The following is a 21128-nucleotide window of genomic DNA, read 5'->3' as shown; positions in this document are numbered from 1 at the left end:
TATGCCTGTCAGGCGCCGTGCGGGTCGGTCGGGACCGGCGCAGCAGGTGGGCGCGGGGCGGGACGTTCCAGCGGCTGCACATGCCAGACCGCGAACGGCAGCTGCGCCGGGTCGAGCCGGATGCGCTGGTGCTTGCCACGCAGCTCGAAGCGCTGGCCGCGCATCAGGTCCTGTACCGCCAGGCCGGCCTGGTCGGGCAGGCCCCATTCCCACAGCGGGAGTTCGATATCGGCATCGTGCGCGGTACGCGGGTCGAGGTTGACCGCCACCAGCAGCACGTCGTCGCCGAACAGGTAATCGGTGCCTGGCACGAAGCGCGCGAACCACAGCACCGCGTCGCTGCCGGCATGGTAGAAGCGCAGCCCCAGGTGGTTCTGCAGCGCCGGGTGGCCGGCACGGATCTCGTTGAGCCGCGAGATCTCGGCGACGATATTGCCCGGCTGGTGCCAGTCGCGCACGCGCAGCTGGTATTTCTCGGAGTCCAGGTATTCCTCGCGCACCTTGCCATCAAGCACGAACGGTGCGCTCTCGCACAGCTCGAAGCCGCTGTACATGCCCCACAGCCCGGACAGCAGCGTCGCCAGCGCGGCGCGGATCAGGAAGGCGGGGCGGCCGCCGTGGTGCAGGAAGTAGGGGTTGATGTCGGGCGTGTTGACGAAGAAGTGCGGCCGGAAATAATCGCGCAGCGGGCTCTGCGTCAGCTCGGTCAGGTACTCGGTCAACTCCCACTTGGTGTTGCGCCAGGTGAAGTACGTGTACGACTGGCTGAAGCCCAGCTTGGCCAGGCGCGCCATCATCTTGGGCCGGGTGAAGGCCTCGGCCAGGAAGATGGTGTCGGGGTGGCGCGCGCGCACGTCGGCAATCATCCATTCCCAGAACGGCAGCGGCTTGGTGTGCGGGTTGTCGACGCGGAAGATGCGGATGCCGTGGTCGGCCCAGAACATCACCACGTCACGCAGTGCCTGCCACAGCGCGGCACCGGCCGGCGGCGCGGCGTAGAAATCGACGTTGACGATGTCCTCATACTTCTTCGGCGGGTTCTCGGCATAGCGCAGCGAACCGTCGGGCCGGTGCGCGAACCACTCCGGATGGTCCTTCAGCCACGGATGGTCGGGCGAGCACTGGATGGCGAAGTCCAGCGCAAGCTCAAGGCCGTGTGCCGCGGCGGCGTCGATCAGCCGGCTGAAATCGTCGAAGCTGCCCAGTTCCGGATGCAGCGCGTCGTGGCCGCCTTCGGCGCCGCCGATGGCGTAGGGGCTGCCGGGGTCGCCCGGCTCGCTGCGCAGGCTGTTGTTGCGGCCCTTGCGATGGGTGCGGCCGATCGGGTGGATCGGCGGGAAGTACAGCACGTCGAAGCCCATCGCGCGGATCGCCGGCAGGCGCGCGATGACGTCGTCGAAGGTGCCGTGGCGCTGCGCGTCGTTGCTTTGCGAGCGCGGAAAGAGCTCATACCAGCTGGCGAAGCGCGCGGCCAGACGGTCGGCCTCGACCGGCATTGCCACCGGGTGGCGCGACGCGAACGGGCGTCCGGCCGGGGTCTGCATCACGGCCTGCATGGCCGCGGCGGTGCGCTCGGAGAGCAGCAGTTGCAGGCGCCGTTCGTCATCGCCGGCCGCGGCGGTCAGCTCGTCGACGAGGGCGGACAGTTCGCCGTTGGCGGCGGCCGTCTGGCGGTCCTTCTTGCCGGACTTGCGGCCATTGTCGGGTTTGCCGTTGTCGTTGCCGGTGCCGTTGGGACGCAGCAGCGCATCGGCCACCAGCCGCGCGCCTTCCTCGATCTCGAGCGCGACATCGAGCCCCGCCGCGCGCTTCTTGCCGATTTCGTCGAGCCAGCTGGCGTAGGTGTCGCGCCAGGCCTCGACCGTGAACTCATGCCGGCCCAGCGCCACCAGCGGGAAGCTGCCTTCCCAGCGGTCGTTGACGCCTTGCCGCATCGGCGATTCGCGCCAGCCGGTCTCGCCGGGCGCGCGCCACAACACCGCGGCGGCAAGCTTGTCGTGACCATCCATCCAGATATCGGCGCTGACGTCGACGCGTTCGCCCACCACGCGCCGCACGGCGAAGCGGCCGGCGTCGCAGGCAGGCTCGACCCGTTCGATGGCGATGCGCGGCGCCTCCATGGCCGCCACCACGCTGCCCAGGCCGGTGACGGCCAGGGTTTCGTGGCCGTGCGGCGCCGTGGCGTCGGGCCGGGGCATGCCGGGCCGGCTCAGCGGCACCGGCGGCACTTCGTACAGGCGGATATCCGCCGGCGCCAGCGTGATGCTGGACAGCGCGTCGAGCCGGCTGGTGCCGTCGAGTGTGCCGCCGGGGCCGCCCGGTGCGGGTTCCAGGCGGGCGCTGGCATGCGGCATGGCACTGAGCACGCGATCGGCGCCAAGGCTGGCCGGTTCCATCGCATCGGGATTGAGCACCACCGCCAGCGCCGGGCCAGCGTTGGGCACGGCCGGGTCGTCGCGGGGCGGCGCGGCATCGGTCCCGTTGCCGCGTCCGTCAGGCACGGGCAGGCGCGCCAGCACGGTCAGCGGCGCGTCGGGGCCGCTCAGCAAGCGCACCGCCAGCGCCGGCGCGGGGTCGCGCGTCGCCAGCCAGGTGTTGGCCTCGAGCACTTCGTGCGTGATGTCGTAAGGCACACCGTCATGCACGTGGCCGTCGGGGGCCAGCGGATCGCGCGCCTGCCCGCCGCCGGTCTCGAAACCCGCCGGCACCAGGATGCCGTCGCCGATCGCCGCCGCAGTCCACAGCGCGCGCCGCGCGCTGAGCGCGTCATGGCGGGCGGGCGCCAGGGCCGGCGCCGCCAGCACCCGGCCAAGGCGGCGCAAGCGTGCCATTTCCTCGGTCAGCCAGGCGCTGCGGTAGTCCCACCATGGCAGCGAGCAGAAGGTTCCGTCGAAGCCCGCGGGCGCCAGTTCGTCCAGCTGTGCCGGCGTCAGCCCCGGGGTCCAGGCCAGGAAGCGGGGCGCGCTCCGCGCTGGCTGCGGCACGGCATCGCCACGCAGGCTGGCCAGCAGTGCGGCCCAACTCCGGCCGGGCACGCGTGCCGGCGCACGGCAGCAGAAGCCGGCCGCGCCCGCGTCCAGGGCCTTGCGCAGCCGCGCCGCCCACCATTGCACCAGCGCGTCGGCGATCTGCCGGTCATGCCAGCGCAGGCGCGCGCCGGGAATGTGGTTGTCGGTCTCGTGCGGCGCGAACGCCGGGGCCGCGGTGTCGATCCAGGCGGCATCGGGAAGGTGGTCCGTCCCGGCGACGCCATCCGCCATATAGCGGTCCAGTGAAATATCGAGCAGGGGGGCCAGTCCATGCCTGGTGCACGCCGCGAGCGTGTCGCTCCCAGGCAGGTGCGGCCAGCCGCCGATCAATACGTGGTCGAACCCCAGTGCCGCGATGCGCTGCAGCGCATGCTGATCGGCTTCGGGCGCTCCGGTCAGGTCGATCTGGCAGATCCGCACATGTCCTCCCGGTGTTTCGCTCCGGCGGAGCAACAAAAAACCCGGAGCGGCGCCTTGCGGCCGGCCGCCGGGATGGCTTTGCCATGCGAAGTGCGTGCCAGCGCGCCCGCGCGCAGCGATGCGCCGGTTCCGGCAAGCACCGCAAGGCCCCGCGGCGGCGCCGCGAATGTGCGGATTCGGCAACCGCTTGTAAAAAGTACTGATGGCTGCCGTGCCGATGGAAATAACGCGCAGGGCCGCGCGCCGTCGGCAAGTTGAGGTGTGCTCCCGGTATGTTTCTTGCCCCTGTCTGCCCAGCGTGCCATGGCCGGCACGGTGGCAAGCCATCAAAAAGGGGACCCATGGATCAATGGCTGGAGGCGGCGCAATGGCCGGCAATGGTGGTTACGGTACTCGCGACCTGGCTGGTAGGTTCGAGGTCGATCGCGCGGCGACGCGCCGGCTTCTGGGTGTTCCTGGCCAGCAACGTGCTTTGGATCGCGTGGGGCTGGCACGGCGACGCCTATGCGCTGATCGTGCTGCAGCTGACACTGATCGCCATGAACCTGCGCGGCATGCGCGAGGCGAAGAAGGCATGGCAGGCCGCCGCGCAGCGCGCCTTCGCTGCAACGGGTGGCGCCACACGGGGCGAGCCGCTATCCTTGGACCCGTCCGGCATGCGCCGCATGCCCGGCGCCAACGCGCAACCGCCGGCAGCCGCCGGCTCCGACCGGTGACTTCACGGTCCGTCCGCGGACCAGGGCAGGTGTGCCATGGCAAAGAAAAAAATCCTGTTGCTCAACGCGCTGATCGCGGCCTCGCGCGAGGGCGAACTCGGCTGCCGCCGCGCCGCTACCGCGGCAGCCAATCCTCACCTCAAGTCGGTGCTGACCAGCCGCGCCAATGCGTTCGCCCAGGCCGCGCATGAGCTGCAGACTTGCCTGCTCGATCTGGGCGAGGTGCCGGAAGCCTTGCCGGCGCCGGACGTTTGCGCCGCCTCCGCGGTACCAGGCATTGGCAAGCACAGTACCGACCGCTCCATCGTGCAGGCGGTCAGCAAGCGCGAGCATGCCGTGCAGCGGCGCTATGCGCGGGCGCTGCGCAAGCATGTGCTGGGGTCGCGCGTGCGCGCGGTGGTGCGCCGGCAGTATCGTGGCGTGCAGGTGAACCATGAACTGTTCCGTGTGCTGCGCCAGCAGTACCGTGTACCGCAGGAACGGCCGTAGCGCGCATCGGACCCCGCATTGCCATGCCGGCCGACCTCCCTGCCTTCGAACATGCCGCGCGGCTCGTGCTGATGTACGGGCTGGTGCCGCTGTGGCTGCTGGCGGGCGTAGGGGACTGGCTGTGCCACCGGGCCACGCAGATCGAACGCAACGCCGGCGTCACCGAATCGCTGCTGCATATGCTGATGCTGGCCGAAGTGGGGCTGCCGTTGCTGCTGGTGCTGTTCCTGGAGGTCAATGCGCTGCTGATCGCGCTGGTGCTGGCGGCGCTGGTGATCCACGAGATCACCGCATGGTGGGATGTGCACTACGCCAGCAGGCGTCGTCATATCGCGCCGGTCGAGCAGCATATGCACAGCCTGCTGGAAGTGCTGCCGCTGGCTGCGGCGTCGTATGTGGTGGTGCTGCACTGGGACCAGTTTCTCGCCTTGTTCGGACGCGGCACGGCGCCGGCCAGGATGGCGCTGGCGCTGAAGGCCGAGCCGCTGCCGCCGGCGTATCTGGCCGGCCTGCTGGTGGCGGTGGTGCTGCTGGCGGGGCTTCCGTACCTGGAGGAGCTGTGGCGCTGCGTGCGCTGGCGCCGGCGTGAACGCGATGCCCTGTTGGCGCAGGCGACGCGGGCCATGCGCGGCGGCAGCTAGTTTGCGGCGTCCTGCGAAGGGGGATAATCCATCCGGTGGCGGGCGCTGCAGACGAGCAGCCGGCGCGCACGGCGCGCGGCGTGTTCAGGATCGGTCAGGCGCTTACTGCTTCGATGCCGGATCCGGCGAATCGCCCTTCGGGCCGCTTGGCGCATCGGCGGTGGGCGCGGCGGGTGCGCCTTGCTCGCGCGGCTTCTTGCTGCGCGCGGTGTTCGACGCCTTGTCCGACTTGGTCTTCGATTTCTTCATGGTGTCCTTGGCGCCGGGGGCGGAAGCGGAGCCCATGTCGGTAGCGGCCGGCTGGTTGCGCGAGGCCGGCGGGGAACCTTCGATCGGCGGCACGCTGGGGTTCGCCACGTTCGGCGACGCCGGTGCCTGTTGAGCAAAGGCCGGCAGGCAGAGCGCGGTGCCGACGACCAGTGCCGTGGTAGCGAGAGTGCGTTTCATGATGGTCTCCATTGCAAGACTACGTCGGTCGGGCCCAGGGCCCTCGGGATTGCCGGCATGCCGTTTCGGCGCGCCGGCGGTTCAGGGGCGCGGCGCGCGGCCTTGCCCGCTGCGCGCCAGTTCGTGGTAATGGCAGATGCGAGCCAGTGCCCAGTCGGCGGCGGCTTCGCGCACCGCGTTGCGCGCGCCGGCAAAGCGGCGTGTTTCGGTAAACGCCGCAATGCCTTGTGCATGCGACACCACGTCGTGCGCGGCATGGCCGTGGCGGCGGAAGACCCAGGCAAAGCATTGGGTGCCGGCCGGGATGTCGCCGTCGCCGCCGCCATCGGCAACGCCGGTGTTGGCGATCGCCAGGTCCGCGCCGGTCAGCTGCATGGCGCCACGCGCCATCGCCAGCGAGACCGCCTCGCTGGTCAGTCCATGGCGCCGGATGGTCTCCGCCGGGACATGCAGCAGCTGTTCCTTGGCGGACGGCGAGTAGGCCACGATCGCGCAGCGCAATACATCGCCGCAGCCCGGCACCTCCGCAATACGCGAGGCGATCAGGCCGGCGGTGCAGGATTCCGCCGTGACCACGCGCAGCCCGTGGCGCAGCAGATAACGCGCGATGCCGACGTTGTTGCTGCCGCCCGCACCGCTGTGGCTCATCGCAATCACTTGCATGCTTTCCCTTGCGGTATCCGCAGTCGATTTCCCGCCAAGGCGGCAGGTTCCGTGCCAGCACCGTTGCTGCCGCAAGCGCTGCGCTCCAGGGACAGCGCGCGCCCGCGAGCGGCACTGGCGCATTCAAATGCGGGGAAAAATGTACATGCAGCGGCGGACCGCGCCTGTAAAAGCTGCGCGACGCGCGCGGCGCACACCTTGCGCGTCGGTGGCGCTCATCTTGCATGTCCGGTGCGCAACGAACCGTACGGAGACCGCCATGCCCGAGCAGCCGCCGAAGCCACCCAGGCCGCCCATGCCCAGCGCCCGTCCCGCGCCCGATGCGCCACGCGCGCCGCGCTACGCCGGCGACCCGGAGGATGTGCGCAAGGGCCAGGTCACCAGCCCGCTGCCGCGAGAGGTCTTTCGCCAGCGCTTTCTGGCGCGCTTTACCGATCCGGCCTACCGGCAAGAGGACGAAGCGCTGGACCGCCTCGAGCGCATAGCGTGGGACGCGTATGCGCAAAGCCGCAAGGCGCCGCTCACGCACAAGGCGGGCGCGGGCTATGCCGACCCGGACTATGACCTGTCAGACGAATGGCGCGCCGCCAGCGAGGCCGTGCGCGTGGCCCAGCAGCGCCAGGCCGACCCGGCTACGCGGTCGCGCGTGCTGCTGATCTGCGCGGCCTCGCGCAACGACTACACCTGCCCGGGCGAGATGTCGAAATCCTGGCGCCTGGCCGGGCGCGCGCGCGAGCAGCTGGAAGCGCATGGCATCGAGGTCGACCTGCTCGACCTGAGCCACCTGACGTCCGACGCGCACCTGCATATCCACCCATGCAAGGGCTGCGTATCGACCGCCATGCCGCTGTGCCACTGGCCGTGCAGCTGCTATCCCAACCATGCGCTGGGCCAGGTCAATGACTGGATGAACGAGATCTACCCGCGCTGGGCGGCCTGCCACGGCGTGCTGATCGTCACGCCGGTGTACTGGTACCAGGCCAGCAGCCCGCTCAAGCTGATGATGGACCGGCTGGTCTGCGCCGATGGCGGCAACCCGGACCCGACTTCCACGCGCGGCAAGGACGTGACCCGGGCCAAGGCCATCGAGCTGTCGGGCTGGGACTATCCCAAGCACCTGTCGGGGCGCGCCTACGGGCTGGTGGTGCATGGCGACGTCGCCGGCATCGAAGGCGTGCGCCGCGCGCTGTCGGACTGGCTGGACTGGATGGGGCTGATCGATGCCGGCGCGCAGGCGCGGCTGGACCGGTATATCGGCTACTACGAGCCCTATGCCACCAGCCATGTCGCGCTGGACCGCGATACCGGCGTGCAGGGCGAAGTCGACAATGTCGCGCGCGCGCTGGCCCGCGCGGTCGGGCAGCTGCGCCATGGCCAGTTGCGCACGGCGGACGACGGCCTGGTGCCGCCACGACAGAAGTAGCGCCAAACGGCAAGCCCGCTGGCCGTTGCGGCGGAACGCATGCAGGCAAATGCGGAGGCAACTACGGAGGCAACGATGGATCGCAGAGACAACTGGCGCGGCCGCCCATGGCACGAAAGCGCAGTGCCCGAAGCCGATATGCGCAGCCACTACGTGGGCGCCTATGGCGTGTACGACTATGACCAGCCCGTCGATCCCGGCGAATCCGGTGTCGGGCCCGGTGCCGGGGAATGGCGGCCGCACGATACCCGTGCTTCGCAGCCGCGGGGCATGGCCGATCCCTACCGCCAGTTCACCGGCTACAACGAGCGCATGGACCTTTACCGCGGCGGGACGGAGCACCGGCGGCCTGTGGGGCCGCGCAATTACCAGCGCAGCGATGAGCGCATCCTGGAAGACCTGTGCGAGCAGCTGACGCGCAGCGGCCGGCTGGACCTGAATGAGGTCGAGGTACGGGTCGAGCAGGGCGTGGTGACGCTGGAAGGCAGCGTGCCCGATCGCCACCAGAAGTACCGCATCGAGGATATCGCCGACGAGGTCTTCGGTGTCAGGGACCTCGTCAACCATTTGCGCGTGGCCAGGCCGGCCGCCTCGGCGGCCCATCCCGGTCACGGCATGCGCATGTACTGAAGCCGCGGCGCGGAGACTTTTGCCCATGCCCGATTCCCCACAGGACAATCCGCGCGGCAACGCCGCGGGCGCGGCCGACACCGCCTTGCAGGCAGCGCTTTGCGCGCGCCTGTGGGAGACCGGCCTTGACGTCAGCGAGATCGCGCTGGACGTGGCGCAGGGCCGCATCACGCTGCGCGGCGCGATCGGCAGCGCCGCCGACCGCGACGCGGTGGAGGCCTGCGTGCGCGCGAGTACCGGCGTGCGCGCCGTGGTCAATCACATCGCGGTCGCGCCCGACCGCCCCGGCGGGTGAGATGCCGGCGCTGGCATGGCTTTCGCAACGGAGCCAGTTCCGGCCGCTGCCGCACGCGCCGCTGGCCGCTCACGAGGAAGGAGACTGGCATGAGACACACTGCGATCTTTGCGCTGGCCGCGCTGCTCAGCGTGCCCGCGTGGGCCCAGACCACCACCACGCGTCCTGGCGCCGACACGCGCGCGCCGGGCACGTCGGCCTCGGATGTCATGCCGGGCCAGGGCGACACGCGCCGCGCCACGCCGGCTACGCCGGCCACTCCCGCGACGCCGGGCGGAGCGGGTACCCGCGCCACGCCGGCCACTCCGGCCACGCCGGCCAGCCCCGCCGTGAACGAGGGGCCGCAATCGCCGCAGCGATATGACTATCCGGCCTCGGAACCGAAGGCACCCAAGAGCCGCAAATAATGGATGCAAAGCGGCCCGGCAAGCGGGATGCAGTTCAGTTAACCCCTGTCGTTCCCGCGCAGGCGGGAACCCAGTGACTTCAAAAGACGCTGGATTCCCGCCTGCGCGGGAATGACAGTAGTGTTTGATGCCCTAACTGAACGCGATTAGGCCCGCCAGCGTCTCAGAGACCCGAAGGCCAGGTCTCTGGCGCGCCCGGTGCCGGCGCGTCCGGCAGCGCCGGGACGGCGCTGCTGCGGTCGAACCACGCCAGCACGTCGAACTGCCGCGGCAGGATGGCACGCGCGTAGTGGCTCTGCAGTTCGGTCTCGGGGCGGTAGATCACGCCGATAAAGCGTTCCTGCCGCGCCGGCATCAGCAGTTCGCGCAGCTCGGCCTGCACCGGGCTGTGACTGCCGTCGCCACGCAGATCGGTCCAGCCCTGCGCGTGGCCGGCGGCGTGGAACAAGTGCTCGTAGCTGTCCGGCCGCGCCGGCCGGACCCGCTTGATTTCCATGGGCCCGTCCCAGGACGTAGCCGCCGCAACAGTGCCGTCGTAGGTGCTGAAGCCGACCAGCGCGGCGGCGTCGCCGAAGGTTTCGCGGCATAGCTGGCCGATGTTCAGCTGGCCCTGGCTGATGCCCATCTCGGTCTGCGCGGCATCCCCGATATGCGAGTTGTGCGCCCAGACCACGGCGCGCGACTCCGGCCCATGAGCGTGCAGCAACTGCGCGAGGGTTTCGAACATATGCGTGTCGCGCAGGTTCCAGCTGTCTTCGCTGCCGTGGTACATGATGCGGTAGTAGCGTTCGGCCGAGGCCACCAGGCGCGCGTTCTGCGCGGCATCCAGGAAGTCCTCGTGGCCGGCGCGCGCATACGCCAGGCGCTTGTCGAGCAGGGCCTGCAGCTGCGCCACCACCGCGTCCTCGCAATCCGCGTGGGTGCCGTGCAGCACCGCACGGCCGTAGCGCGCCGGGTCGCGGCGCCATGGTTCCAGGCAGGCATAGCGTTCGCGGGCGGCTTGCGCGGCGCGGGGATCGACACCCTCCAGGTAGGCCAGCACCGCCGCCATCGAGGCGCCCAGGCTGTAGATGTCGAGACCGAAAAAGCCGGCGCGCAGGGAAGGGGACTGCGCGGCATTGTGCGCATGCAGCCAGCGGATAAAGCGCGCCACTTCCAGGTTGCGCCACATCCAGACCGGAAAGCGGGTGAACGCGGCGCCAGGGGATTCGGCGGGCTGCGCCGGGCGGCCGCGCACGTGCCGGTCGACTGCCGCGGCGTCCGGCCAGTCCGCCTCCACCGCAATGATGCGGAAGCCGTGCCGGGCCACCAGGTGCGCCGTCAGCGCAGCGCGGGCATGATAGAACTCGGCGGTGCCGTGCGTGCTCTCGCCCAGCAGCACCACGCGGTGGCAGCCGAGCCGATCAGCCAGCGCCGCCGCGGCGTTGGCAAAAGCGCCGGTAAAGGGGTTCTCGGCCGCGTGGTCGACAGCGGGCCACGGCACGGTGGCAGCCGCGATGGCGGCCACGGCGTGCGATTCGCCCGGAGGTTGTGGCATGGTCGCGCGGGCTGCCGGCAGCGTGCCGGCATCCTCAGCGTCGCGGCCGCGAGCGCGGGTCAGCCGTGAACGGCGCGGGGATCGTGGCCAAAGCTGTTGCGCGAGCGGATCTGGCCGTCGCGGCCATGGATCAGCAGCTCGACGTGCTCGCGTTGTGCCTGCGAGGTGCCGGCGGCAACCGCCTCTTCCTGCGTGGCATGGTGCGATTCGGCGTAGCGTGCGCCCTCGTGGATGACGTCCCATCCTTCGTCGTGCGGAACGACGTGTATGTTGCTGCCCATGTCGCATCTCCTCGGATTTCGGTATTTTTATATTGTGGTCGATCTGCGCCCGCTGTCTATCCGGCGGCGTCTGACAGGCGCCAAGCGCTTCCGGTTCCACTTTGCGACGGAAATCCCTGGTTATTTGTCCGGCCTCTTGTAAGCTGGACTTGGATCGCAATCAGAGGAGCGGACCATGCGTGCAAGATTTGCCAGGGGGCTGACGCAGTCGCCGGTAACCGTGGTGGCCCGGGCGTTCGACGGCGAAGCGGTGCGCACTCCCCAGGTGGGCGACCTGGTGACGGTATATAGCCAGGATCAGGACACCGAATTCAATGTCCGCCTGTGCGAGGCGGTGGAGCCGGGGCGCTGGCGCGGCGTGGTCTATGCGATCAGCCGCGGACAGGACGTGCTGGTCACCGCCGAAGGGCTGGAGATCGACGATGTGGTCGAGGTGATGCGGGAGGAAATCGCCTCTGTGATTCCCTGCAGCCGATCCCACTGAACGCCGCACCCGGCGGGTGCGGTCCATTCCGTATTGAAGATCCCGAGGCCAGCCTCAAGCCGGCCGCGCGGGCTGCTTTGGCACGCCCAGCCACATCGCCAGGCCGCTTGCCAGCAGCAGTGCCGCCAGCAGGTAGAGCGCATGGTCGAGACTGCCGGTGCGTGTCTTGATCTGCCCGATCACCCATGGGCTGACAATGCCGCTGGTGATGCCGATGCTGCTGATGAAGGCGATCCCGGCGGCAGCGCTGGCCCCGGGGAGGTAGCCCGGCGGCAGCGCCCAGAACACCGGCAGGGCGGCGAAGATCAGCACCGCCGCCACCGACAGGATGGCGAGCATTGCGGCCAGTCCCGGCAGCGGCAAGGTCAGCGCCGCCAGCGCCAGCGCGCCGCCCGTGGTGCACAGCAGGAAGTGGCGATGGCGCTCGCCGGTGCGGTCCGAGTGGCGCGCGATCAAGATCAGGCCGACCGCGCCGACTGCGTTGGGCACCACCGAATACAGGCTGACCGACATCACGTCGGTCACGCCGAAATCGCGGATCATGAGCGGCATCCAGAAGCTCAGTGCCAGCGAGCCGCAGGTCAGCGAGAAATAGATAAAGGCGAACAGGTACACGCGCGGGTTGCGCAGCACCTGTCGCAGCGCGTGCAGCGAATGGCCGCCGGCGTGGGCCTGCGCGGCGGTGTCGCGCAACAGGTGGGCGCGTTCGCGCTCGCTCAGCCAGCCGGCCTGCTGCGGCCCGTCGACCAGCAGGCGCGCGGCCGCGAGGCCCAGCAGCACCGCCGGCGCGCCTTCGATCGCGAACATCCACTTCCAGCCCTGCAGCCCCAGCACGCCTGCCATGTCGCGCATGATCCAGCCGGACACCAGTCCGCCCAGCACGCCGGCCACCGCGACGCCGGCAAAGAAGATCGCCATCACCGCGGCACGCCGGCGGGCGGGAAACCAGTAGGTCAGGTACAGCACGATGCCGGGGAAGAAGCCGGCCTCGAACACGCCCAGCAGGAAGCGCAGCGCGTAGAACTGCGCGGGCGTGGACACGGCCATCATCGCCACCGACACGGTGCCCCACAGCACCATGATGCGGGTGAAGGTGCGACGCGCGCCGAAGCGCGCCAGCAGCATGTTGCTCGGCACCTCGCACAGCACGTAGCCGACGTAGAACACGGCGGCCCCAAGGCCGTACATGGCGTCGCTGAAGCCCAGGTCCTGCTTCATTTGCAGCTGCGCAAAGCCGATGTTGATGCGGTCCAGGAACGACACCACGTAGCAGACGAACAGGAAGGGAATGATGCGCAGCCAGACCTTGCGGTAAAGCGCGTCCTCGTCGCGCGCGGCCAGTGTTGCGGGTGCCAGGGCGCCAGGCGCCAGGCTGGATAGGGACGAAAGCTCCCCTGAGACCGGATGGCTCATCGATGTTGTCTCCGTGCGGTGGTGGCTGCGGCGGCCGGCAGCCGGGCGGATGCCGCCAGCGGGCCGCGTCTGGTGCGCGTTGGCCCGCGATGTCGGGAAGAATCGCGCGAGGCGCCGGCGCCGACTGGCCGCGCGTGCGCCGCGCTATCGGGTCAGGCCGGCGTCGACTCCGGGCTGGCAACGACGCCGGCGCGTGTTTCGGACATTGCCGCCAGCAGCACGTCGTGGTCGCCGATATGGTTGGCCAGCAGCAGGATCAGCTGCGCGTTGGCGGCCTGGCTCTGGGTCTCGTCGAGGTCACGGTGCATGTCGATCAGCGCTTCGTAGAAGTCGTCGGGCCGCGCCAGGTTGGGCTGGGTGTTGAGCAGATTGGGCATGGCTATCTCTGTGTGGCAGGGCTGGCGCCCGGGGGATCAGGCGGCCATGCGGCCCGGCTGCGGCGCTTGCAGGTCGGCGCCGGTGGCGCGCGCCAGCGCGGCGCGGATCGCGGCCGGGTCGGGACGGTGCCAGCGCGCGCAGACGTGCTGGTCGGGACGGACCAGGTAGCAGGTGCCGGGCGCGGCGCCGTAGCGCAGGGCCGCCAGGCCTTCGTCGTCGCGCAGCACGGTGGCGTGGCTGCAGGTCATGGGCGGCTGCGCGGCGTCGGTGACATAGACCACCTGCAGCGGCGTGCCGGCCTGCTTCAGTGCGGCCAGGTCGGCCAGCGTGCCGGCATCGATAGCCTCGGGATTGCCGAACACCAGCAGCGTGAAATCGCCGCCGAGGTAGGACAGCAGCCAGCCCGCGCCGCCCACGCCGGACACCGGCGCATCGCAGCAGACCGCGCCGGGCACCAGGCTGCCGGCACAATCCGGCGCGGCGTCTTCGGTGTTCAGCGGCGAATCGTGCAGCACCGCCGGCACCGACAGCCTGCCGCTGTTGACCAGGGCGCGCGCGAACGCATGGCGCCTGGACAGCGCCAGCACCGCGTCGCGGAACACGCGGCTGGCGGCGCTCTTGGGCGTGATGAAATCGGTCGAGCGGGTGGAGTTGCGGATGTTCTCGTCGGCGGCGAATTCGCGCTCGCTGGCGTAGGTGTCGAGCAGCCGGTCGCAGGCATGGCCCTGCAGCACGTAGGCCAGCTTCCACGCCAGGTTCTCGGCGTCCTGGACGCCGCTGTTGGCACCGCGCGCGCCGAACGGCGAGACCCCATGCGCCGCATCGCCGGCGAACAGGATATTGCCGTGGCGGAAGCTGTCCATGCGCTGGCAGGAGAAGGTATAGACGCTGACCCATTCCAGCTCGAACTTCGCGTCCTTGCCCAACAGCGCCTGCACCCGCGGGATCACGCGCTCCGGGCTTTTCTCCAGCACCGGGTCGGCATCCCAGCCCAGCTGGAAGTCGATGCGCCAGACATTGTCGGGCTGCCGATGCAGCAGCACGGACTGGTTGGGATGGAACGGCGGGTCGAACCAGAACCAGCGCTCGGCCGGGAAATCGGCCTCCATGCGGACGTCGGCAATCAGGAAGCGGTCGCGGAAGGTGCGGCCCTTGCTGTCCAGGCCCAGCAGCTTGCGCATCGGGCTGCGCGAGCCGTCGGCGGCGACCACATAGCGCGCGCGCAGCGGGTAGCATCCATCGGGCGTCTCGACGGTCAGCACCACGCCGGCGTCGGCGCCGCCGCGGGTTTCCACGCCGACCACCTTGTTGTGCCAGCGGATCTCGATATTGGGCAGCGCCTGCGCGCGCTCCAGCAGGTAGCCTTCGAGGTAGTACTGCTGCAGGTTGATGAAGGCGGGGCGGCGGTGGCCGCTCTCGGGCAGCAGGTCGAAGCTGTAGACCTGCTCGTCGCGCAGGAACACCCTGCCGACGTGCCAGCGCACGCCCTTGTCCACCATGCGCTCGCCGCAGCCCAGGCGGTCGAAGATGTCCAGCGTGCGCTTGGAAAAGCAGATGGCGCGCGAACCCGTCGACAGGGTGCAATCGTCATCCACCAGCACCACGCGCACGCCCCGTTGTGCCAGGTCGATGGCGGTGGCCAGCCCGACCGGGCCGGCCCCGACCACGACCACCGGATGCACCGTCGCGGGCGCGGCGTCAGCGGATGGCCCGGCGCGCTGCTGGTCCGCGCAGGGCTGGTATGCGAACGACAGCCGCTGGTAGTCGATGCTGCTCATGTTTTCGTCTCCTCCACTTCAATGGCTTGTTGGCGCGATGGCTGTCTGGCCGTGCCGGCGTCAGTCCTGCAGCGCGGCCCACATGTCCTTGTCGCGCTGCGCGGTCCAGATGCGCGGATGCCGGATGCCGCTGGCCTCGTCGTAGGCCCGCGAGACATCGAAGGGCAGGCAGTGCTCATAGATGAAAACGTGGCCGAACTTCGGGTCCATGGCGCGGCGCGTATGCGCCATCGCGGCCTTCAGGTCGAGCTTTTCGGCCACCGCTTCCTGGCCGGACTGGAACAGCGTGGTGACGAAGTCCTTGGTGTAGGCGATGCCCTTCTTCACTTCATCGGGCGTGGTCAGCGCGGGGCCGCGGCCCGGCACCAGCTTTTCGGGGTTCAGCGCCTCCAGCGCGTCCAGCGTGGCGGGCCATTCGGCCAGTTGCGCGTCGCCGCAGTAGCAGGCGGCGTCGTACTCGACCAGGTCGCCGGAGAACAGCACCTTCTGCTGCGGCAGCCAGACCACCGTGTCGCCCTTGGTATGGCCCGAGCCCAGGTGGGCGATGCGCACTTCCAGCTTGCCCAGGAACAGGGTGATTTCCTTTTCGAACACCAGCGTCGGCCAGGTCAGGCCCGGCACGGTTTCGACGCCGGCGAACAGGCGCGGGAAGCGTTCGATCTCCGACTTCATGTCGGCCTCGCCGCGCTCGACGATCATCTCGTAGGTGCCGCGGCTGGCGATGATCTGCTGCGCGCCCTCGGCAAAGTAGGCCGAGGCGCCCAGCACGCGCACGGCGTGGTAGTGCGACAGCACCACGTACTTGAGCGGCTTGTCGGTGACGGTGCGGATGCGCGCGATCAGGTCCTGCGCCATGGCCGGCGTGGCGGTGGTGTCGACGATCAGCACGCCGTCGTCGCCGATGACCACGCCGGAGTTGGGATCGCCCTCGGCGGTATAGGCCCAGGCGTTCTCGGACAGCTGGGTGAAGGTGATCTGCTTGGCTTCCAGGTCGGCCTGCGATGCGAATGCCTTGGACATGGCGTCTTTTCCTTTTGTGGAAGGGGAAGACGGCACGGCACCGAATGCATGGTGATGCAAGCGGCATGGCGCTGGCTGTCTCGCCCCCGTTCGTATGGATTTCCGGTTGTCGCACGGCCTGGAACACGGCCGCGTGGCGACGGGGTAATGCCATCTTAGGAAAGGTCGAGAAATTAATCAATAGCTAAATGATTCGTCTATGACAAATAATTAAGCGAGCGAACGACTGCCTTGTCGAGGTCGGGGTAAACCCGTGCGCGACGGGATCGGGGAGGCGTTCGATTAATATCCGGTTTTTCCGAATGACACAGGACGCGAATGGCCAGACCCAGGGCAGGGGCAACGGTAACGCCGGCGGGCGAGCCGGCGGCGCGTGCCGACAAGGCGCAGCGAGGCATCCAGAGCGTGGAGGTCGGTGCGCGCCTGCTCGCCGCGCTGGCCGCGGCGCGCGTGCCGATGCCGCTGGCGGCGCTGGCCGACGCCGCGCAGCTCGCGCCGGCCCAGGCGCACGCCTATCTGGTCAGCCTGGCACGGCTGGGGCTGATCAAGCGCGACCACCTGTCCGGCCGCTACGAGCCGGGTCCGCTGTCGCTGCGCCTGGGCCTGCTGCACCTGGAGCAGGACGCAGCCTGGCGCGCCGCGCTGCCGCGCGCCGACGCGCTGTCGCAGGCGCTGGGCTGCAGCGTGGCAATCAGCCTGGCAGGGCCGCAGGGACCGACCATCGTGCGCTATGTGCCGGCGAGCGCGCCGCTGCACGTCAACCTGCACGTGGGCACGGTAATGGCGCTGGCGGCCACCGCCACCGGCCGCGTGTTCTGCGCCTTCCAGCCACCGGCGCAGTGGCAGCCGTTGTGGCACGCGCAGCAACCGGATGCCAGCGCGGCGGACCTCGCGGCGTTCCGCGCCAGGCTGGCGCAGATCCGCGCGCGCGGCATCGAGCGCAGCATCGATGCCCCCAGCCCGGCCGTCAGCAGCCTCAGCGTGCCGGTGCTCGACGGCGCCGGCGCGCTGCGGCTGGTGCTGACGCTGGTGGGATCGACCGGCGCCATCGATGTCGACTGGCACGGCACGGCGGCGCGGGCCTTGATGGATGCGGGCGCGGAGATCGGCGCGGCCTTGTGCGAAGCGAACGGTGAACAGGCATGAGCGGCGCGAACGAATCCCCGCAGGAACTCGAGGGCGGCAAGCCGCAGCGCGGCATCCAGTCGCTCGACAGCACCGGCCAGCTGCTCGGCGCGCTGGTGGCCGCGGGGCGGCCGCTGCCGCTGCGCGACCTGGCGCTGGCCGCGGGCATGCCGGCGGCCAAGGCATTTCCGCACCTGGTGAGCCTGCAGAAGACCGGACTGCTGGCGCGTGATGCCGCCGGCAACTACCTGTGCGGACCGCTGGCGCTGGAGCTGGGGCTGATCGCGCTGCAGCGCTTGTCGCCGACGCGCGAGGCCGAACCGGAGGTGATCGAGCTGGCCGGGACCACGGGATTGAGCGTGGCGATGGCGGTGCTGGGCCCGCTGGGGCCCACCGTGGTGCGGCTGGAGGAATCGGCGCGGCCGCAGCATGTCAGCCTGCGCGTGGGCACGGTGCTGTCGCTGGTCCATACCGCCATCGGCCGCACCGTCGCCGCGCACCTGCCGGCCAACGTGCTGGCGGGACTGCTGCAGAACGATGCGCTGCGCATGGCAGGTGCCGCCGCCGACCAGGTGCTAGGACCGGGCGGCAAGCTGGCGCCGGCCTACGCGGGGCGGCTGGCACAGGTGCGCGCGGCGCGCATCGACAATGCGCTGAGCCACCCGGTGCCGGGCATCGACACCCTGGCCGCGCCGGTGTTCGACCACACCGGCAGCCTGGCGCTGGTGATCGCGGTGATGGGTTCCAGCGGCAGCTTCGACAGCGGCACCGAAGGCGCCACCGCCGCGCTGGTGCGGCAGGCGGCGGCGCGGCTGTCGTGGCGCTTTGGCGCGCCGGGCGCCGCCTGAGGCCGTCTGAGGCCGGACAGTCAGTTGTCCAGCTTGATCTCGGCGGATTTGATCAGGCTGTCCCACTTCTCGTATTGCGCGCGGATATAGCTGCCGAACTGCGCCGGCGTCGTGGGGAACGGCACCGTGCCCTGGCTGGCCAGCCTGGCGGCCAGGTCCGGCTGCTTCAGCGCGTCGACGATCTCGCCGTTGAGGCGGTCGATCACGGCCCTGGGCGTGCCCGCCGGGGCCGCCACGCCAAACCAGGCGGTCAGTTCGTAGCCGGGCACGCCGGCGGCGGCCAGCGTGGGCACGCCGGGCAGCTGTTCGGACGGCTTCTGCGTGGTCACTGCCAGCGCCCGCACGCGTTTGTCGCGGATATACGGCAGTGCCGTGGAAACGCTGTCAAACATCATGGTGATGCGCCCGCCGATCAGGTCGGTCATCGACGCCGCGCTGCCCTTGTACGGAATGTGCGTGATATCGACACCGGCCAGGTGCGTGAACAGCTCGCCCGCCAGGTGCGACGACGAGCCGTTGCCGAACGAGCCGTAGGTCAGCTTGCCCGGTTCCTTGCGCGCCAGCGCCAGCAGTTCCGGCACGGTGCGCGCCGGCACGCTGGGATGCACCACCAGCACGTTGGGCAGGTAGGCCACCGACGCCACCGGTGCGAAGTCCTTGAGCGGGTCGTAGCCGGGCTTGTCGTAGAGGCTCTTGTTCACCGCCAGCGAGCCGAAGGTGCCGAACAGCAGTGTATAGCCGTCGGCCGGCGCGCGCGCCACGGCAATCGCCGCCAGGTTGCCGCCGGCGCCGGGGCGGTTGTCGATCACCACCGGCTGGTGCAGCCGCGCCGACAGCGCATTGCCGATCTCGCGCGCCAGCAGATCTGTGGCGCCCCCCGGCGGGAACGGCACCACCAGCCGCACCGGCTTGTCGGGGTAGTCCGCCAGCGCGGTGCCGGCGGCGGTGGCCGCGCATGCAAACAGCAGCCCCGTGGCCGCACGCCTGATCCAACCCTGCATCGCTGTCTCCTTTCTGTGTCTGTTGCGATGGAACGGGCGTCAGTGTGTCGCAGTGGCGGCGCGTGCGGGTTTGGGATTGACGAAGGTCGGGTTCGGCGCCGGATGCCGGCCCGTCAGTCGGGCTGCCCCAGCCGCGCGATGGTGCCGAACAGGGTTTCAAGCTCCACCGGCTTGACCAGGTGCGCATCAAAGCCGGCCGCCTCGGTATGCTCCCGGTCCGCCGGCTGCCCGAAGCCGGTCAGTGCGACAAACCGGGTGGCTTCGGTGCCCGCTACCTCGCGCATGGCGCGTACCACCTCGAAGCCGTCCATGCCCGGCATGGCCAGGTCGATCAGCGCGATATGCGGACGGCAGCGCGACGCCACGTGCAGGGCCTCGGCGCCGTCGTAGGCGATGGTCACCTCGTGGCCGCACATTTCGAGCAGCATCGCCAGGCTGTCGGCGGCGTCGCGATTGTCGTCGACCAGCAGGATGCGCTGCGCCTGCAGGTCCGCCGCGGCCTGGCCGCTCGCCGGCGGGCCGGCGCCGTGCGGGTCGTCGGACCGGCGCGCGGCAGGCAGCGGCAGGCGTACCGTAAAGGTGCTGCCCAGCCCCGGCCCGGCACTGGTGGCCGCGATGGTGCCGCCGTGCAACTCCACCAGCGAGCGGCACAGCGACAGGCCGATGCCCAGCCCGCCTTGCACATCCGTGCCCGGCCGGCTTTCCTGCACGAACAGCTGGAAGATGTCATCGAGCGCATGCGGCGAGATGCCCCGGCCCTGGTCGGACACGCGGATCTCCAGGGTACGGTTCTGCACCGCGGCGGCTATCGTCACGACCGTGCCGGGCGGCGAGAACTTCGACGCATTGAGCACCAGGTTCTGCATCACCTGCACCAGCCGCGTCTTGTCGGCATCCATGCGGATCGCCGCGGGCGCGCCCTGTACGTCGACGCGCTGCGACTTGGCATCGAGCGCCGGGCGCGCGCCCTCGATCGCCAGCGCGAGGATCTCGTCAAGTTCGACCGGACCGGTGCGCAGCTCGATCCGGCCGGAGGTGATGCGCCCGATATCGAGCAGGTCGTCGACGAGCCGGCTCAGGTGCGTCACCTGGCGCTCGATCAGCGCCAGGCTCTGGTTGGCCAGCGCGCCATCGCCGGGCGCCAGCCGCATGGCGGTCAACGCGCTGCGCACCGGCGCCAGCGGATTGCGCAGTTCATGCGAAAGCGTGGCGAGGAACTCGTTCAGGCGCTGGCTGGAGCGTTCCAGCTCCTCGCGGCGGCGGCGCTCGCTCATGTCGCGCGTCACCTTGGCAAAGCCGCGCAGCGCGCGTGAATCGTCGTAGACGGCGGTCAGCGTGACGTTGGCCCAGAACAGCGAACCGTCCTTGCGCACGCGCCAGCCCTCGTCCTCGATGCGCCCGGCGCGCCGGGCCAGGTCCAGGTGCCGGGCCGGCTTGCCCGCGGCGACATCTTCCTGCGGATAGAACAGCGAAAAATGACGGCCGATGATTTCGTCGCGGCGATAGCCCTTGATATAGGACGCGCCCGCATTCCAGCTGACGACATGGCCGCCGGGATCGAGCATGAAGATCGCATAGTCCTTGACGCCTTCCACCAGCAGGCGCAGCGATTCTTCGCTCTGGCGCAGCGCCTCGGCGGCGCGGCGCTGCTCGGTCAGGTCCCGCGTAACCTTGCCGAAGCCGATCAGCTTGCCGTCCGCGTCGCGCAAGGCGGTGATGACGACGTTGGCCCAGAAGCGGCTGCCGTCCTTGCGTACGCGCCAGCCTTCGTCCTCGAAGCGGCCCAGTTCGGCGGCCGCCTTCAGCTCCGCGTCTGGCCAGCGCCGGGCCACGGCGTCGGGCGTATAGAAATGTGAAAAATGCTTGCCCAGGATTTCTTCGCGCCGGTAGCCCTTGATGCGGGCCGCGCCCTTGTTCCAGCTGGAGACATGGCCGCCCACGTCCAGGGTGAAGATGGCGTAATCCTGGACGGACTCCACCAGCGTCCGGTAGGGCGTATCCGCGGCGTGGCGGTCGTCCGCGCTGCCGGCTTCGGAGGCGCGGCCCTGGGGGCTGTTGGCGTTTCCGGCACGGAGCTGCGGGTCGTCGGGGCGTCTTGTCATG

The 21128-nt window shown here is 69.9% G+C and carries 21 protein-coding genes; 10 read left to right on the top strand and 11 right to left on the bottom strand.

Annotation, left to right across the window (positions count from 1 at the left end; translation table 11 throughout):
* Positions 1 to 8 precede the first annotated feature (8 nt).
* A complete protein-coding gene (locus RALTA_RS22190) occupies positions 9 to 3449 on the bottom strand; it encodes a maltotransferase domain-containing protein (protein WP_012356180.1) in 3441 nt (1146 codons plus the stop codon).
* A 341-nt stretch (positions 3450 to 3790) separates the two neighbouring features.
* Here RALTA_RS22190 and RALTA_RS22185 point away from each other — a divergent pair, with 341 nt between their 5' ends.
* From RALTA_RS22185 to RALTA_RS22175, 3 genes are read left to right on the top strand one after another with little or no spacing between them, the layout of a single operon-like run.
* Positions 3791 to 4165, top strand: coding sequence for a hypothetical protein (locus RALTA_RS22185; protein ID WP_012356179.1), 375 nt, complete (start codon positions 3791 to 3793; stop codon positions 4163 to 4165).
* A gap of 36 nt (positions 4166 to 4201) precedes the next feature.
* Positions 4202 to 4654: a PA2169 family four-helix-bundle protein gene (locus RALTA_RS22180; protein WP_012356178.1), complete on the top strand. Its 453-nt coding sequence runs from the start codon at positions 4202 to 4204 to the stop codon at positions 4652 to 4654.
* A gap of 23 nt (positions 4655 to 4677) precedes the next feature.
* The gene (locus tag RALTA_RS22175) at positions 4678 to 5295 is read left to right on the top strand and encodes a hypothetical protein (RefSeq protein ID WP_012356177.1); all 618 of its coding nucleotides are present in this window, start codon (positions 4678 to 4680) and stop codon (positions 5293 to 5295) included.
* 102 nt (positions 5296 to 5397) lie between these two features.
* Here RALTA_RS22175 and RALTA_RS22170 read toward each other — a convergent pair whose 3' ends face one another.
* Positions 5398 to 5742 (bottom strand): hypothetical protein, encoded by a 345-nt coding sequence (locus tag RALTA_RS22170; protein WP_012356176.1) that lies wholly within the window; start codon positions 5740 to 5742, stop codon positions 5398 to 5400.
* Positions 5743 to 5823: 81 nt separating this feature from the next.
* Positions 5824 to 6390 carry a CinA family protein gene (locus RALTA_RS22165; RefSeq protein ID WP_012356175.1) on the bottom strand — a complete coding sequence of 189 codons (567 nt, stop codon included), beginning with the start codon at positions 6388 to 6390 and terminating at the stop codon, positions 5824 to 5826.
* 274 nt (positions 6391 to 6664) lie between these two features.
* Here RALTA_RS22165 and RALTA_RS22160 point away from each other — a divergent pair, with 274 nt between their 5' ends.
* From RALTA_RS22160 to RALTA_RS22145, 4 genes are all read left to right on the top strand, one after another.
* Positions 6665 to 7828: a flavodoxin family protein gene (locus RALTA_RS22160; RefSeq protein ID WP_081479510.1), complete on the top strand. Its 1164-nt coding sequence runs from the start codon at positions 6665 to 6667 to the stop codon at positions 7826 to 7828.
* Positions 7829 to 7903: 75 nt separating this feature from the next.
* The gene (locus tag RALTA_RS22155; protein WP_041232559.1) at positions 7904 to 8458 is read left to right on the top strand and encodes a BON domain-containing protein; all 555 of its coding nucleotides are present in this window, start codon (positions 7904 to 7906) and stop codon (positions 8456 to 8458) included.
* Between the two features lie 25 nt (positions 8459 to 8483).
* Positions 8484 to 8753: a BON domain-containing protein gene (locus tag RALTA_RS22150; RefSeq protein ID WP_041232558.1), complete on the top strand. Its 270-nt coding sequence runs from the start codon at positions 8484 to 8486 to the stop codon at positions 8751 to 8753.
* 89 nt (positions 8754 to 8842) lie between these two features.
* Positions 8843 to 9160, top strand: a complete 318-nt coding sequence (locus RALTA_RS22145) for a hypothetical protein (RefSeq protein WP_012356171.1) — start codon at positions 8843 to 8845, stop codon at positions 9158 to 9160.
* A gap of 163 nt (positions 9161 to 9323) precedes the next feature.
* Here the strand turns inward: RALTA_RS22145 and RALTA_RS22140 are convergent, their stop codons facing one another.
* A complete protein-coding gene (locus RALTA_RS22140; RefSeq protein ID WP_012356170.1) occupies positions 9324 to 10697 on the bottom strand; it encodes an erythromycin esterase family protein in 1374 nt (457 codons plus the stop codon).
* Between the two features lie 59 nt (positions 10698 to 10756).
* Entirely contained in the window at positions 10757 to 10978 is a 222-nt protein-coding gene (locus RALTA_RS22135) for a DUF2188 domain-containing protein (RefSeq protein ID WP_012356169.1), read from the bottom strand.
* A gap of 175 nt (positions 10979 to 11153) precedes the next feature.
* Here RALTA_RS22135 and RALTA_RS22130 point away from each other — a divergent pair, with 175 nt between their 5' ends.
* Complete coding sequence (locus tag RALTA_RS22130; RefSeq protein ID WP_012356168.1) at positions 11154 to 11462, top strand: hypothetical protein; 309 nt, start codon at positions 11154 to 11156, stop codon at positions 11460 to 11462.
* 54 nt (positions 11463 to 11516) lie between these two features.
* Here the strand turns inward: RALTA_RS22130 and RALTA_RS22125 are convergent, their stop codons facing one another.
* From RALTA_RS22125 to RALTA_RS22110, 4 genes are all read right to left on the bottom strand, one after another.
* Complete coding sequence (locus RALTA_RS22125) at positions 11517 to 12875, bottom strand: MFS transporter (protein ID WP_012356167.1); 1359 nt, start codon at positions 12873 to 12875, stop codon at positions 11517 to 11519.
* A 152-nt stretch (positions 12876 to 13027) separates the two neighbouring features.
* Positions 13028 to 13252, bottom strand: coding sequence for a DUF2783 domain-containing protein (locus RALTA_RS22120; RefSeq protein WP_012356166.1), 225 nt, complete (start codon positions 13250 to 13252; stop codon positions 13028 to 13030).
* 36 nt (positions 13253 to 13288) lie between these two features.
* Entirely contained in the window at positions 13289 to 15031 is a 1743-nt protein-coding gene (locus RALTA_RS22115) for an FAD-dependent oxidoreductase (RefSeq protein ID WP_012356165.1), read from the bottom strand.
* Positions 15032 to 15091: 60 nt separating this feature from the next.
* Positions 15092 to 16051, bottom strand: a complete 960-nt coding sequence (locus tag RALTA_RS22110) for an MBL fold metallo-hydrolase (protein WP_012356164.1) — start codon at positions 16049 to 16051, stop codon at positions 15092 to 15094.
* Between the two features lie 318 nt (positions 16052 to 16369).
* On the opposite strand from RALTA_RS22110, the gene RALTA_RS22105 reads away from it, so the two are divergent.
* Both RALTA_RS22105 and RALTA_RS22100 read left to right on the top strand, forming a co-directional pair.
* Positions 16370 to 17197 carry an IclR family transcriptional regulator gene (locus tag RALTA_RS22105; protein ID WP_012356163.1) on the top strand — a complete coding sequence of 276 codons (828 nt, stop codon included), beginning with the start codon at positions 16370 to 16372 and terminating at the stop codon, positions 17195 to 17197.
* Positions 17194 to 18024: an IclR family transcriptional regulator gene (locus RALTA_RS22100; protein ID WP_012356162.1), complete on the top strand. Its 831-nt coding sequence runs from the start codon at positions 17194 to 17196 to the stop codon at positions 18022 to 18024. The genes RALTA_RS22105 and RALTA_RS22100 overlap by 4 nt, the downstream gene beginning before the upstream one ends.
* 20 nt (positions 18025 to 18044) lie before the next feature.
* Here the strand turns inward: RALTA_RS22100 and RALTA_RS22095 are convergent, their stop codons facing one another.
* Both RALTA_RS22095 and RALTA_RS22090 read right to left on the bottom strand, forming a co-directional pair.
* Positions 18045 to 19025, bottom strand: coding sequence for a tripartite tricarboxylate transporter substrate binding protein (locus RALTA_RS22095; protein ID WP_012356161.1), 981 nt, complete (start codon positions 19023 to 19025; stop codon positions 18045 to 18047).
* A gap of 113 nt (positions 19026 to 19138) precedes the next feature.
* Positions 19139 to 21127, bottom strand: a complete 1989-nt coding sequence (locus tag RALTA_RS22090) for a PAS domain-containing hybrid sensor histidine kinase/response regulator (RefSeq protein ID WP_041232557.1) — start codon at positions 21125 to 21127, stop codon at positions 19139 to 19141.
* Position 21128: the final 1 nt, after the last annotated feature.

It is taken from the genome of Cupriavidus taiwanensis LMG 19424 (genome assembly GCF_000069785.1).
Classification (GTDB): domain Bacteria; phylum Pseudomonadota; class Gammaproteobacteria; order Burkholderiales; family Burkholderiaceae; genus Cupriavidus; species Cupriavidus taiwanensis.
Note: the sequence above shows the minus strand (reverse complement) of the source record. Positions and strands in the feature narration are given on the sequence as shown.

Coding starts and splice junctions, on each gene's coding strand:
- RALTA_RS22100 (WP_012356162.1), top strand. CDS start 17,194: ATGAGCGGCGCGAACGAATCCCCGCAGGAACTCGAGGGCGGCAAGCCG.
- RALTA_RS22150 (WP_041232558.1), top strand. CDS start 8,484: ATGCCCGATTCCCCACAGGACAATCCGCGCGGCAACGCCGCGGGCGCG.
- RALTA_RS22135 (WP_012356169.1), bottom strand. CDS start 10,978: ATGGGCAGCAACATACACGTCGTTCCGCACGACGAAGGATGGGACGTC.
- RALTA_RS22170 (WP_012356176.1), bottom strand. CDS start 5,742: ATGAAACGCACTCTCGCTACCACGGCACTGGTCGTCGGCACCGCGCTC.
- RALTA_RS22185 (WP_012356179.1), top strand. CDS start 3,791: ATGGATCAATGGCTGGAGGCGGCGCAATGGCCGGCAATGGTGGTTACG.
- RALTA_RS22115 (WP_012356165.1), bottom strand. CDS start 15,031: ATGAGCAGCATCGACTACCAGCGGCTGTCGTTCGCATACCAGCCCTGC.
- RALTA_RS22175 (WP_012356177.1), top strand. CDS start 4,678: ATGCCGGCCGACCTCCCTGCCTTCGAACATGCCGCGCGGCTCGTGCTG.
- RALTA_RS22105 (WP_012356163.1), top strand. CDS start 16,370: ATGGCCAGACCCAGGGCAGGGGCAACGGTAACGCCGGCGGGCGAGCCG.
- RALTA_RS22090 (WP_041232557.1), bottom strand. CDS start 21,127: ATGACAAGACGCCCCGACGACCCGCAGCTCCGTGCCGGAAACGCCAAC.
- RALTA_RS22125 (WP_012356167.1), bottom strand. CDS start 12,875: ATGAGCCATCCGGTCTCAGGGGAGCTTTCGTCCCTATCCAGCCTGGCG.
- RALTA_RS22130 (WP_012356168.1), top strand. CDS start 11,154: ATGCGTGCAAGATTTGCCAGGGGGCTGACGCAGTCGCCGGTAACCGTG.
- RALTA_RS22110 (WP_012356164.1), bottom strand. CDS start 16,051: ATGTCCAAGGCATTCGCATCGCAGGCCGACCTGGAAGCCAAGCAGATC.
- RALTA_RS22165 (WP_012356175.1), bottom strand. CDS start 6,390: ATGAGCCACAGCGGTGCGGGCGGCAGCAACAACGTCGGCATCGCGCGT.
- RALTA_RS22120 (WP_012356166.1), bottom strand. CDS start 13,252: ATGCCCAATCTGCTCAACACCCAGCCCAACCTGGCGCGGCCCGACGAC.
- RALTA_RS22160 (WP_081479510.1), top strand. CDS start 6,665: ATGCCCGAGCAGCCGCCGAAGCCACCCAGGCCGCCCATGCCCAGCGCC.
- RALTA_RS22155 (WP_041232559.1), top strand. CDS start 7,904: ATGGATCGCAGAGACAACTGGCGCGGCCGCCCATGGCACGAAAGCGCA.
- RALTA_RS22145 (WP_012356171.1), top strand. CDS start 8,843: ATGAGACACACTGCGATCTTTGCGCTGGCCGCGCTGCTCAGCGTGCCC.
- RALTA_RS22180 (WP_012356178.1), top strand. CDS start 4,202: ATGGCAAAGAAAAAAATCCTGTTGCTCAACGCGCTGATCGCGGCCTCG.
- RALTA_RS22095 (WP_012356161.1), bottom strand. CDS start 19,025: ATGCAGGGTTGGATCAGGCGTGCGGCCACGGGGCTGCTGTTTGCATGC.
- RALTA_RS22140 (WP_012356170.1), bottom strand. CDS start 10,697: ATGCCACAACCTCCGGGCGAATCGCACGCCGTGGCCGCCATCGCGGCT.